The sequence below is a fragment of the Microcella daejeonensis genome (assembly GCF_026625045.1).
GTDB lineage: Bacteria > Actinomycetota > Actinomycetes > Actinomycetales > Microbacteriaceae > Microcella > Microcella daejeonensis.
Genome location: NZ_CP113089.1, coordinates 2,463,597 through 2,475,491 on the forward strand (window position 1 = coordinate 2,463,597; position 11,895 = coordinate 2,475,491).

Genomic DNA, 11,895 nt, shown 5'->3' on the forward strand with positions numbered 1-11,895 from the left:
CCCGACCGCTCCACCTGGACAAGACCCCCGCCTCGCCGCGCCCGTCCGGCGCTCGACGCGGTTGCACCATGACCACCACACCACCACCACCCCTGTAAGGAAGTCATGAGACGAGCAAAGATCGTCGCCACCCTCGGACCCGCCACCGCGAGCTACGAGAACATCCGCGCCATCATCGAGGCGGGCGTCGACGTCGCCCGCATGAACCTCAGCCACGGCACCTACGACGTGCACGAGGAGGTCTACCGCAACGTCCGCCAGGCCGCCGCCGACGCCGACCACCCCGTGGCCGTGCTCGTCGACCTGCAGGGCCCCAAGATTCGCCTCGGCAAGTTCGCCGACGGCCCGCACGAGCTCGCCGAGGGCGACGTCTTCACCATCACCACGGAGGACGTGCTCGGCACCAAGGAGCTCGTCGGCACGACCTTCAAGGGCCTGCCCGCCGACGTCAAGCCCGGCGACTTCCTGCTCATCGACGACGGCAAGGTCAAGGTGAAGGTGCTCGACACCGACGGCGTGCGCGTGCGCACCGAGGTCGTCGTCGCCGGCCCCGTCTCGAACAACAAGGGCATCAACCTGCCGGGCGTGGCCGTCAACGTGCCCGCTCTGTCGGAGAAGGACGAGGACGACCTGCGCTGGGGCCTCAAGCTCGGTGCCGACTACATCGCGCTCTCCTTCGTGCGCAACGCCTCCGACGTCGTGCGCGTGCACGAGATCATGGCCGAGGAGGGGCGCAGCATCCCCGTCATCGCCAAGATCGAGAAGCCCCAGGCCGTCGACGCCCTCGAGGAGATCATCGACGCCTTCGACGGCATCATGGTCGCCCGCGGCGACCTCGGCGTCGAGCTGCCGCTCGAGGCCGTGCCGATCGTGCAGAAGCGCGCCGTCGAGCTCTCGCGCCGCATGGCGAAGCCCGTCATCGTCGCCACCCAGATGCTCGAGTCGATGATCGGCAGCCCGATCCCGACCCGCGCCGAGACCTCCGACGTCGCCAACGCCGTTCTCGACGGCGCCGACGCGGTCATGCTGTCGGGCGAGACGAGCGTCGGCGAGTTCCCCGTCATCACCGTCTCGACCATGGCGCGCATCGTCGCCTCCACCGAGGAGCACGGCCTCGAGCGCATCCCGCCGCTCGGCACCAAGCCGCGCACCCAGGGCGGCGCCATCACGCTCGCCGCCGCCGAGGTCGCCGACTTCGTCGAGGCGAAGTACGTCTGCGTCTTCACCGAGTCCGGCGACTCCGCCCGCCGCATGTCGCGCCTGCGCTTCCGCATCCCGATGAAGGCGTTCACGCCCTCGGAGGCCATCCAGCGCCGCATGTCGCTCACCTGGGGCATCGAGTCCTTCCTCGTCGACCGCGTGGACCACACCGACGCGATGTACCACCAGGTCGACGAGGTGCTGCTGCGCGAGGGGCTCGCCGAGGTCGGCGACAAGGTCGTCGTCATCTCCGGGTCCCCTCCCGGGATCGCGGGCTCGACCAACGATCTGCGCGTGCACACGATCGGCGACGCCGTCAACGCCAAGGCCCCCGCCTGGCAGAGCGGTGATCACGCCGACTGATCACGGCATCGTCCCCTCCGCCGATGAGGCGACGGGATGCGAACGGCCCGGCCCCCGCTCTCGCGGGTGCCGGGCCGTTCGACGTGCCGGGGCTGCGCCCCGGCCGAGTGCTGCTCGATCCGGGGGTCAGCGCGGGTCGAGCCCGAGCCCCGCACGATCGACGCGGCGGTGGAACCGCATGCCGGCGAGCCCTCCGACGACGGCTCCGAGCAGGCTGACGAGCAGCGCGACGACCGCGGTGACGATGCCGATGGTCGTCAGCTCGCCCTCGCCGATCGGCAGGCGCGGGAATCCGTTGAGGTTCGCGAGCACGTTGAGATCGGCGCCGCCGAGAGCGCCGATGATGGCGACGACGACGGCGATGACGAGCGCCCACACCCAGACGGCCACGCCCTGCTTGGCTCCGCTCAGGCGCGCCATCCGCCCGGCGACGTATCCGCCGGCGTAGTAGGCGACGAACACGATGATGCCGAGCAGCACCGCTCCGACGATGCCGACGGTGTCGACGCTCTGCGCCGCGCCCTCGATCGCCTCATCGGGGCTCGTGCTCGTGGCGAGGCCGAGCGCGGTGCCCGTTCCCGCGACGAGCGCGGTGAGCAGCACGGCCGTGCCGACCGAGGTCAGCCAGCCGAAGAAGGCCGAACCCCACTGGATGCCGCCGAAGGCCTCCTTCTCGCGGGCGATGACCTCGCGCTGCACCGTGCGGGGGTCCTCGACGACGGGGTCGGCGTGCCGCGCGCGATCGTCGACCGGGGGAGCGGCGACGGGCGCAGCAGGTGCCGCGGCGGCCGGCACCGCGCGGGTGGGCGCGGCGGGGGCGTCGTGGTCGCGGCGCGTCGCGTCGTCGACGGGGTCGACGCGGTCGGTGCGATCCGCGTGGTCGAGGTGCTCGGTGCGTGCCGCCGGGTCGCGCTCGGCGGGCGGGGTGCGGGGCATGCGCTCGCGATCGTCGGGAGTGCTCATAGTGACCTCCAATAGTCGGAGCCCATCGAAGCGCACTCCGCGCGCGGCCGCAGGGGGCTTGACAGCCCGCGCACAGGTGGGGGAGGGGACTCGAACCCCGCGACGCATCGCGTCGGCGCACCGCGCTCGGCCTGCGCCGCGCGAGTGGTGTCGCGTACCGACTGCAGGACTCGAACCCCGCGACGCATCGCGTCGGCGCACCGCGCTCGGCCTCAGCCGCGCGAGTGGTGTCGCGTACCGACTGTGGGACTCGAACCCCGCGACGCGCAGCGTCGGCGCACCGGGCTCGGCCTGAGGCGCGCGCGTGGTGTCGCGTACCGACTGTGGGACTCGAACCCACACGCCCTCTCGGACAGCGCATTTTGAGTGCGCCGCGTCTACCATTCCGCCAAGCCGGCGCAGCCCCTTTGGGGGCGGCAGGTCGACGATACCGTAGGCTCTACAACCGTGAGTGACCAGGAACAGAGCACCGTCGCCCCCCGTCGTGTCGTCGTCGCCGAGGACGAGTCGTTGATCCGCATGGACATCGTCGAGATCCTGCGCGACAACGGCTTCGACGTCGTCGGTGAGGCCGGTGACGGCGAGACCGCCGTGGCCCTCGCCACCGAGCTGCGCCCCGACCTGGTCGTGATGGACATCCGCATGCCGCAGCTCGACGGCATCGAGGCCGCCAAGCGGCTCAGCGAGAACCACATCGCCCCCGTCGTGCTGCTGACCGCCTTCTCGCAGAAGGAGCTCGTCGAGCAGGCGAGCGAGGCCGGCGCCCTGGCCTACGTGGTCAAGCCCTTCACCCCGAACGACCTGCTGCCCGCGATCGAGATCGCCCTCAGCCGCTACCAGCAGATCCTGACCCTCGAGGCCGAGGTCGCCGACCTCGTCGAGCGGTTCGAGACCCGCAAGCTCGTCGACCGCGCCAAGGGCCTGCTCAACGAGCGCATGGGGCTGACCGAGCCCGAGGCCTTCCGATGGATCCAGAAGGCGTCCATGGATCGTCGCACCACCATGCAGGCCGTGGCCCACGCGATCATCGACCAGCTGGCGCCGAAGAAGGAGCCGCGCAAGGCGGCCGAGGCCGAGCCCGCCGAATAGCCCCGCCGAATAGCCCGGCCCGATCCGTCCTACGCAGCGATGCGGGCGACGGGATGCGCGGCCCGCGTCAGCGGTCGCGCAGCATGTTGGTCATGCGCACGGTCGAGAGCCGTCGACCCTCCTCGTCGCGGATGACGATCTCGTGCGTGGCGAGCGTGCGCCCGAGCACGAGCGCCGTGCACGTGCCCGTCACCCAGCCCGCGGTGACCGAGCGGGAGTGGGTGGCGTTGATCTCGATGCCGACGGCGTAGCGGCCCGCTCCGGCGTGGATGGCGGAGGAGATCGAGCCCAGGCTCTCGCCGAGCACGACGTGCGCGCCCCCGTGCAGCAGACCGATCACCTGCGTGTTGCCCTCGACGGGCATCCGCGCCACCGATCGCTCGGCGCCGAGCTCGCTGAACTCGATGCCCATCTTGCGGGTGAGCGCCCCGCCGCCCGAGGTGATGAGGCGCTCGTAGAGCTCGGGGTCGAGATCGGCGGGGAACAGCGTCATCGCGAGGGTCCTTCGAGGGGTGTCGGGAGGGCCGCCGGGCGCCCGGCGCGGTGTCGGAGCACGGCAGTAGGCTGGCGGCGTGACGGACTCCGGGAAGCCTACTCTGCTCATCGTCGACGGCCATTCGCTGGCATTCCGGGCGTTCTACGCCCTGCCGGTCGACAGCTTCGTGACGCACGACGGGCAGCACACCAACGCCATCCACGGCTTCATCTCGATGTTCCTCGGCCTCCTCGCGAAGGAGAAGCCCACGCACGTCGCCGTCGCCTTCGACATCTCGCGGTTCTCCTTCCGCACCCGCGAGTACCCCGAGTACAAGGGCACCCGCGGCGAGACGCCGCCCGAGTTCGTGGGCCAGGTGCCGCTGCTGCAGGAGGCCCTCGCGGCGATGAACGTGACGACGATCACGAAGGAGGATTACGAGGCCGACGACATCCTCGCGACCCTCGCCCACCAGGGCTCCGAGAAGGGCTACGACGTCCTCGTCGTCTCGGGCGACCGCGACACGATCCAGCTCGTGAACGAGAACGTCACGCTGCTCTACCCCAACGCCCGAGGCGTCAGCGAGCTCAAGCGCTACGACCCCGAGACGGTGCGCGAGCGCTACGGCATCGCGCCCGAGCAGTACCCCGAGATCGCGGCCCTGGTCGGCGAGACGAGCGACAACCTGCCGGGCATCGACAAGGTCGGCGAGAAGACCGCGGTGAAGTGGATCACCCAGTACGGCTCCCTCGAGAACCTGCTCGAGCACGCCGACGAGATCGGCGGCGTCGTGGGCAACAACCTGCGCGAGCAGCGCGACCGCGCCGAGCGCAACCGCCGGCTCAACCGCCTGCTCACCGACCTCGAGCTCCCCGTCGGGCCCGACGACCTCGAGCGCGGCCCGATGGATGTGCCCGCGGTGAAGAGCATCTTCGAGCGCCTGCAGTTCCGCACCCTGACCGAGCGCGTGCTGAAGATCGCCGCGGCCGAGGGCGCCGACATGTCCTCCGAGGGCGACGCCGCCGGCCCCGCCGCCGACGCGCCGCCCGTGGCGACGCTCGTCGACGAGGAGCTCGCGGCCTGGCTCCGCGCCGCGGTCGCCGCCGGCGATCCGATCGCCCTCGTGGTGGATGCCCCTCTCGGGCACCTCGAGGGCTTCGGCCTCGCCTCTGCCGCCGGCTCCGCGTCCACGCCCACCGTGCACGTCAACTGGGCCGCGGGGCGGCCCGATTACGCGGCGCTGGAGGAGTGGCTCGGCGACGCCTCCGCGCCCAAGCTCGTCGTCGACGCGAAGCGCGCGGCGGGCATCCTCGCCGACCACGACCTGTCGCTCGCGGGCGTCGTCTGGGACGCGGCCCTCGCCGCCTGGCTCGAGCGCCCCGGCTCCAAGCCGCAGACCCTCGCCGAACTGGTGAGCGCGGCGCTCGGCGAGAGCCTGCCTGAGAGCGACCCGAACCAGCTCGTGCCCGACACCGCGGCGACCCCGCCGGCGACGGGCGCCTGGTTCCTCGGCCGGGTGGTCGCCGCCCAGCGCGAGCGCCTCGCCGAGAGCAGCACCCGCGTGCTGACCGAGATCGAGCTTCCCGTCACCCCCGTCATCGCGCGCATGGAGCGCACCGGGGTCGCCGTCGACCGGCCCGCTCTCACGGCGCTGAACGCCGAGCTCGGCACGACGGCGGGCGAGCTCGCCGAGAAGGCCTACGGCGAGATCGGCCGCGAGGTCAACCTCGGTTCGCCGAAGCAGCTGCAGCAGGTGCTCTTCGACGAGCTCGGCATGCCGAAGACCCGCGCGACGAAGACCGGCTACTCCACCGACGCCGCCTCGCTCGCCGACCTGCAGGAGAAGCACCCGCACCCCTTCCTCGGGCTGCTGCTGCAGCACCGCGACGCGACGAAGCTGCGCCAGATCATCGAGAGCCTCGAGAAGGCCACAGCCGAGGACGGCCGCATCCACACCACCTACGACCAGACGGGCACGACGACGGGGCGCATCTCGTCGACCGACCCGAACCTGCAGAACATCCCCGTGCGCACCGAGGTCGGCCACCGCATCCGCGCCGCCTTCGTCGCGGGGGAGGGCTTCGAGGGTCTGCTGACGGCCGACTACTCGCAGATCGAGATGCGCATCATGGCCCACCTCTCGGGCGACGAGGGCCTCATCGAGGCCTTCACGATCGGCGAGGACCTGCACCGCTTCGTCGGCGCGCGCATCTTCGGCGTGCCCCCGGAGGAGGTCACCCCGCTCATGCGCACGAAGGTCAAGGCGATGAGCTACGGCCTCGCCTACGGACTGAGCGCCTTCGGCCTGAGCAAGCAGCTGCGCATCGAGTCCGCCGAGGCCAAGCAGCTCATGAGCGACTACTTCGCCCGCTTCGGAGCCGTGCGGGAGTACCTGCGCGGCGTCGTCGTGCAGGCGAAGGAGGACGGCTACACCGAGACGATCTTCGGTCGCCGCCGCCCCTTCGCCGACCTCAACTCGCCGAACCGGGTTCTGCGCGAGAACGCCGAGCGGGCCGCGCTCAACGCCCCCATCCAGGGCACCGCGGCCGACATCATGAAGATCGCCATGATCGGCGTCGACGCCGACATGCGCGAGCGCTCGATGGCCTCGCGGATGCTCCTGCAGGTGCACGACGAGCTGGTCTTCGAGGTGGCCGCGGGCGAGCGCGAGACGCTCGAGGAGATCGTGCGCTCGCGCATGGGCGGGGCGGCCCAGCTGCGCGTGCCGCTCGAGGTGCAGGTGGGAGTCGGCCGGAACTGGGACGAGGCGGCGCACTAGGCTTCTGCTCATGTCTGACACCGTTGCCGGCCGTACGCCGACCCCCGTTGACCGCATCGCCGAGGAGTGGGTGCAGACCCTCTCCGCCCTGAGCCCCGAGCTCGCCACCTACATCGGCGGCACCGAGAAGCTCGACGAGTACAGCGACTACTCGCCGGCCGGGCGGGCCGAGCTGCTGAGCGCCCAGAAGCGCACGCTCGCCCAGCTCGACGCCGCCGACGCCGTCGACGAGACCGACCGCGTGACGATCACCGACCTCTCCGCCGAGCTGCGGCTCGACGTCGAGCTCGAGGAGGCCGGCTGGGCGGCGCGCGACATCAATGTGCTCGCCTCGCCCGCGCAGGGCATCCGTGAGATCTACGACCTCATGCCGACCGCGACGGAGGACGACTGGGCGGTCATCGCCCGCCGTCTCGATCGCGTCGGCGACGCTCTCGACGGCTACGCCGAGACCCTGCGCGAGGGCATCGCCAACGGCAACACCCCCGCCGTCCGACAGGTGCGCGAGGTGCTCAGCCAGGTGCGCACGAACGCCGCGCGCGACGGCTTCTTCGCCGAGTTCACCGGCGCGGCCGAGGTGCCCGAGAGCCTCAAGAACGACCTCGCCGCCGCCGCCGAGCGCGCCGCGGACGCCTACGGCCGCTTCGGCGACTTCCTCGAGGGCGAGCTCGCCCCCGCCGCGCGGCACGACGACGCCGTCGGCCGCGAGCTCTACAGCCTCATGTCGCGGCGCTTCCTCGGCGCGACCATCGACCTCGACGAGACCTACGAGTGGGGCAAGGAGGAGCTCGCCCGCATGGTCGAGGAGCAGACGCGCATCGCCAACGAGATCCTCCCCGGTGCGAGCGTCGAGGAGGCGATCGCGCACCTCGAGAAGGACGAGTCCCGCAAGCTCCACGGCCGCGACGCCCTCAAGGCGTGGATGCAGCAGCTGAGCGACACGGCCGTCGACGAGCTCTCACGCACGCACTTCGACATCCCCGAGCCCGTGAGGGCGCTCGAGTGCATGATCGCCCCGACCCCCGGCGGCGCGATCTACTACACCGGCCCGACCGACGACTTCTCGCGCCCCGGGCGCATGTGGTGGTCGATCCCCGAGGGAGTCGACTCCTTCGACACCTGGCGCGAGACGACGACCGTGTACCACGAGGGCGTTCCCGGGCACCACCTGCAGATCGGCCAGGCCGTCTACAACCGTGCCGAGCTCAACTCGTGGCGGCGCCTGCTCGCCGGCACGAGCGGCCACGCCGAGGGCTGGGCGCTCTACGCCGAGCGCCTCATGGAGGAGCTGGGCTACCTCGACGACCCGGCCGACCGGCTCGGCATGCTCGACGGGCAGCGCATGCGCGCCGCGCGCGTGGTGCTCGACATCGGCGTGCACCTCGGCAAGGAGCATCCCACCACCGGCCGCACGTGGACGAGCGACGACGCCTTCGCCTTCCTGCGCAGCAATGTCAACATGAACGACGGCTTCGTGCAGTTCGAGGTCAACCGCTACCTCGGCTGGCCGGGCCAGGCCCCCTCCTACAAGGTCGGTCAGCGCATCTGGGAGCAGATCCGCGACGAGTACAAGGCCCGCGAGGGCGCGGCGTTCTCGAACAAGGCCTTCCACAAGAAGGCCCTCGACCTCGGCGGCGTCGGCCTCGACACCCTCAAGACGGCACTGCTCGGATGACCTCCCCGGAGCGCCCCGGCACCGATAGCGCCGCCCGTGCGGGTCGCGTCGTCATCGCCGGGGCCTCCGGCTTCATCGGCGGGCGTCTCGAATCCGCCTATCAGCAGCGCGGATGGCGGGTCGATCGGATCGGGCGCCGTGAGCGCGTGCGATGGGGCGACGCCGCAGGGATCGCCGACCTGCTCGACGGGGCCGATGTCCTCATCAACCTCGCCGGCAAGAGCGTCAACTGCCGCTACACCGCGGCGAACCGCGCCGAGATCCTGCGCTCGCGCGTGGAGACGACCCGCGAGCTCGGTCTCGCGATCGCCCGCGCCGGCACCCCTCCGCCGCTGTGGATCAACGCCTCCACGGCGACGATCTACCGCCACGCGATGGATCGTCCGCAGACGGAGTCGACGGGCGAGATCGGTCGAGGGTTCTCGGTGTCGGTGGCCACCGCCTGGGAGGAGGCGCTCCTCGACCCCGACCTGCCCGGCACGCGCCGCATCGCCCTGCGCCTGCCGATCGTGCTCGGCGACGGCAGCGCGCTCGCCCCGCTCGTCGCGCTCACCCGGCTCGGCGCCGGGGGAGCGCAGAGCGACGGCCGCTGGTTCCCCTCACGGCGGCGCCGCGCGGCGGGCACCGAGAACCCGCAGCGCAGCCGCGACGGCCGGCAGCGGTTCAGCTGGGTGCATCTCGACGACGTCGTGCGCATCGTCGAATGGCTCGAGACCCGGCCCGGCATCGAGGGGCCGATCAACGCGGCCGCGCCGAATCCCGAGACGAACGCCGAGCTCATGGCGCACCTGCGCCGCATCCTGAACAGGCCCGTCGGGCCGGCAATGCCGCGATGGATGCTCGAGCTCGGCTCGATCGCGATCCGCACTGAGAGCGAGCTCGTGCTCAAGAGCCGCTGGGTGGTGCCGGAGCGGCTCGAGGCCGCCGGGTTCCGCTTCGAGCACCCGCATCTCGAGGAGGCGCTGCGGAGCATCCTCTCGCCGTCGCGGAGCTGAACTCCCGGAGAACGACGAGGCGGGCGTTTGCCGCGGAGTCATCGGGCGGGATAGGCTGGGGAGTCGTCGATTTGACGTACATCCTGTCCGCTTGCCCGGGCTCCGATCGCAATGCACCCGCACTGCGGCGGAAATCACCACCTGCGACATCATCAGCATCCCGCGCCGCGCGATGCGTCGCCCCGGGCCCGACCCATGTCCGCATCGGAGCAACTACTACATGACCATCGTAACGACCAAGGCCCCCAAGCAGATCGCCATCAACGACATCGGCTCTGCTGAAGACTTCCTGGCCGCGGTCGAGAAGACCCTCAAGTTCTTCAACGACGGCGACCTCATCGAGGGCACCGTGGTGAAGATCGACCGCGACGAGGTCCTCCTCGACGTCGGCTACAAGACCGAGGGCGTCATCCCCTCGCGCGAGCTCTCGATCAAGCACGACGTCGACCCCACCGAGGTCGTCAGCGTCGGCGACACCGTCGAGGCCCTCGTCCTCCAGAAGGAGGACAAGGAAGGCCGCCTCATCCTGTCCAAGAAGCGCGCCCAGTACGAGCGCGCATGGGGGGACGTCGAGAAGATCAAGGACGCCGACGGCGTGGTGACCGGTCAGGTCATCGAGGTCGTCAAGGGCGGCCTCATCGTCGACATCGGTCTTCGCGGCTTCCTCCCCGCCTCGCTCATCGAGCTGCGCCGCGTGCGCGACCTCACCCCGTACCTGGGTCAGGAGCTCGAGGCGAAGATCCTGGAGCTCGACAAGAACCGCAACAACGTCGTCCTGTCGCGCCGCGCCCTGCTCGAGCAGACGCAGTCCGAGAGCCGCACGACGTTCCTCAACAACCTGGCCAAGGGCCAGGTCCGCAAGGGCGTCGTCTCGTCGATCGTCAACTTCGGCGCGTTCGTCGACCTCGGCGGCGTCGACGGTCTCGTCCACGTCTCCGAGCTCAGCTGGAAGCACATCGAGCACGCCAGCGAGGTCGTCGAGGTCGGCCAGGAGGTCACCGTCGAGATCCTCGAGGTCGACCTCGAGCGCGAGCGCGTGTCGCTCTCGCTCAAGGCGACGCAGGAGGACCCGTGGCAGGTCTTCGCCCGCACCCACGCGATCGGCCAGGTCGCACCGGGCAAGGTCACGAAGCTCGTCCCGTTCGGCGCCTTCGTGCGCGTGGCGGACGGCATCGAGGGCCTCGTGCACATCTCGGAGCTCTCGGGCAAGCACGTCGAGCTCGCCGAGCAGATCGTCGCCGTGGGCGACGAGGTGTTCGTCAAGGTCATCGACATCGACCTCGAGCGCCGTCGCATCTCGCTGAGCCTCAAGCAGGCCAACGAGGGCGTCGACCCCGAGGGCACCGAGTTCGACCCCGCGGTGTACGGCATGCCGACCGAGTACGACGAGGCCGGCAACTACAAGTACCCCGAGGGCTTCGACCCCGAGTCGGGCGAGTGGAAGGAAGGCTTCGACGAGCAGCGCGCCAAGTGGGAGCAGGACTACGCTGCCGCCCAGGCCCGCTACGAGGCGCACAAGAAGCAGGTCGCCGCGTCGCTCACCGAGGAGGCCGCTCTCGACCTCCCCAGCGGCTCGACGTTCAGCTCCGACACCGCCGGCAGCGGAACGCTCGCCGACGACGAGTCGCTCGCCGCTCTGCGCGAGAAGCTCTCGAGCAACAGCTAGATCAGCAGCACGCACCACCGCGAACGGGCCGCTCTCCTCACGGAGGGCGGCCCGTTCCGCGTTCCCGGACGCGCGGCCGCGGTCTCAGGCGGGGGAGACCGACCGTCGCCGACGACGCGCGCGCCGCAGCGCCACGACCACCACGACCACGGCGCCGATGAGCGCCACGACCACGAGCACGGGGATGAGCAGCGCGAGGACGCTCAGCAGGAGGGCGCCGGCATCCTCGGTGACCGAGAGGATCGGGGCGGCCGCGCCGGCGGTCAGCGCGTTCGCGGCCGGCCGGATCGCCATCTTCGCGAGGTGCACGAGCAGGGCGATGACGACGCCGATGACGACGGGGACCCAGTTGCCCGACTCCACGAACGCGGCGGGGTCGCTCACGGCGGCCGTCTCGCTCGTCGCGCCCGTGCCGAAGACGATGCCGCCGGATGCCGGGCGCACGATCGTCTGCAGCCAGTCGTTGACCGTGTCCACGACGGGCACCTTGTCGGCGACGAGCTCGATGACCAGCAGCACCGCGATGATGCCGAGCACCCACTCGTTCTCGAGCCACGCCCATCCGGCGGGCAGCTGCACGACGTCGAGGAACCGCCCCGCGAGCCCGAGGGCGAGCAGCGGCACGTAGGCGTTGAGTCCGGCCGCGACCGCGAGGCCCGTCCCGGTCAGCACTTCGAGCACGAGAGGCCC

The 11,895-nt window shown here is 71.0% G+C and carries 9 protein-coding genes and 1 tRNA gene; 6 read left to right on the forward strand and 4 right to left on the reverse strand.

Annotated features, from left to right (window positions below):
• Window positions 1–105 precede the first annotated feature (105 nt).
• Window positions 106–1,563 (forward strand): pyruvate kinase, encoded by a 1,458-nt coding sequence (gene pyk, locus OVN18_RS11880; protein ID WP_267737233.1) that lies wholly within the window; start codon window positions 106–108, stop codon window positions 1,561–1,563.
• 126 nt (window positions 1,564–1,689) lie between these two features.
• Here pyk and OVN18_RS11885 read toward each other — a convergent pair whose 3' ends face one another.
• Both OVN18_RS11885 and OVN18_RS11890 read right to left on the reverse strand, forming a co-directional pair.
• Window positions 1,690–2,526: a hypothetical protein gene (locus OVN18_RS11885; protein WP_267780986.1), complete on the reverse strand. Its 837-nt coding sequence runs from the start codon at window positions 2,524–2,526 to the stop codon at window positions 1,690–1,692.
• A 315-nt stretch (window positions 2,527–2,841) separates the two neighbouring features.
• Window positions 2,842–2,924: transfer RNA gene (locus tag OVN18_RS11890), tRNA-Leu, on the reverse strand.
• A gap of 49 nt (window positions 2,925–2,973) precedes the next feature.
• Between OVN18_RS11890 and OVN18_RS11895 the strand changes: the two genes are divergently transcribed.
• Window positions 2,974–3,615 (forward strand): ANTAR domain-containing response regulator, encoded by a 642-nt coding sequence (locus tag OVN18_RS11895; protein WP_267737235.1) that lies wholly within the window; start codon window positions 2,974–2,976, stop codon window positions 3,613–3,615.
• Between the two features lie 67 nt (window positions 3,616–3,682).
• Here the strand turns inward: OVN18_RS11895 and OVN18_RS11900 are convergent, their stop codons facing one another.
• A complete protein-coding gene (locus OVN18_RS11900; protein WP_267780987.1) occupies window positions 3,683–4,108 on the reverse strand; it encodes a hotdog fold thioesterase in 426 nt (141 codons plus the stop codon).
• 79 nt (window positions 4,109–4,187) lie between these two features.
• Between OVN18_RS11900 and polA the strand changes: the two genes are divergently transcribed.
• From polA to rpsA, 4 genes are all read left to right on the forward strand, one after another.
• Window positions 4,188–6,869: a DNA polymerase I gene (gene polA, locus OVN18_RS11905; RefSeq protein ID WP_267780989.1), complete on the forward strand. Its 2,682-nt coding sequence runs from the start codon at window positions 4,188–4,190 to the stop codon at window positions 6,867–6,869.
• A 10-nt stretch (window positions 6,870–6,879) separates the two neighbouring features.
• A complete protein-coding gene (locus OVN18_RS11910) occupies window positions 6,880–8,544 on the forward strand; it encodes a DUF885 domain-containing protein (protein WP_267737238.1) in 1,665 nt (554 codons plus the stop codon).
• Window positions 8,541–9,539, forward strand: a complete 999-nt coding sequence (locus OVN18_RS11915; RefSeq protein WP_267780990.1) for an epimerase — start codon at window positions 8,541–8,543, stop codon at window positions 9,537–9,539. The genes OVN18_RS11910 and OVN18_RS11915 overlap by 4 nt, the downstream gene beginning before the upstream one ends.
• A gap of 220 nt (window positions 9,540–9,759) precedes the next feature.
• On the forward strand, window positions 9,760–11,205 hold the full coding sequence (rpsA, locus tag OVN18_RS11920) for a 30S ribosomal protein S1 (RefSeq protein ID WP_267737240.1): 1,446 nt from the start codon (window positions 9,760–9,762) through the stop codon (window positions 11,203–11,205).
• A gap of 84 nt (window positions 11,206–11,289) precedes the next feature.
• Here rpsA and OVN18_RS11925 read toward each other — a convergent pair whose 3' ends face one another.
• Window positions 11,290–11,886 carry a DUF4126 domain-containing protein gene (locus OVN18_RS11925; protein ID WP_267737241.1) on the reverse strand — a complete coding sequence of 199 codons (597 nt, stop codon included), beginning with the start codon at window positions 11,884–11,886 and terminating at the stop codon, window positions 11,290–11,292.
• Between the last annotated feature and the right edge of the window lie 9 nt (window positions 11,887–11,895).

What these genes read in the sequence shown, in the direction of transcription:
- rpsA (WP_267737240.1), top strand. Translation starts at nt 9,760, where the DNA reads ATGACCATCGTAACGACCAAGGCCCCCAAGCAGATCGCCATCAACGAC.
- OVN18_RS11885 (WP_267780986.1), bottom strand. Translation starts at nt 2,526, where the DNA reads ATGAGCACTCCCGACGATCGCGAGCGCATGCCCCGCACCCCGCCCGCC.
- pyk (WP_267737233.1), top strand. Translation starts at nt 106, where the DNA reads ATGAGACGAGCAAAGATCGTCGCCACCCTCGGACCCGCCACCGCGAGC.
- OVN18_RS11915 (WP_267780990.1), top strand. Translation starts at nt 8,541, where the DNA reads ATGACCTCCCCGGAGCGCCCCGGCACCGATAGCGCCGCCCGTGCGGGT.
- OVN18_RS11900 (WP_267780987.1), bottom strand. Translation starts at nt 4,108, where the DNA reads ATGACGCTGTTCCCCGCCGATCTCGACCCCGAGCTCTACGAGCGCCTC.
- OVN18_RS11910 (WP_267737238.1), top strand. Translation starts at nt 6,880, where the DNA reads ATGTCTGACACCGTTGCCGGCCGTACGCCGACCCCCGTTGACCGCATC.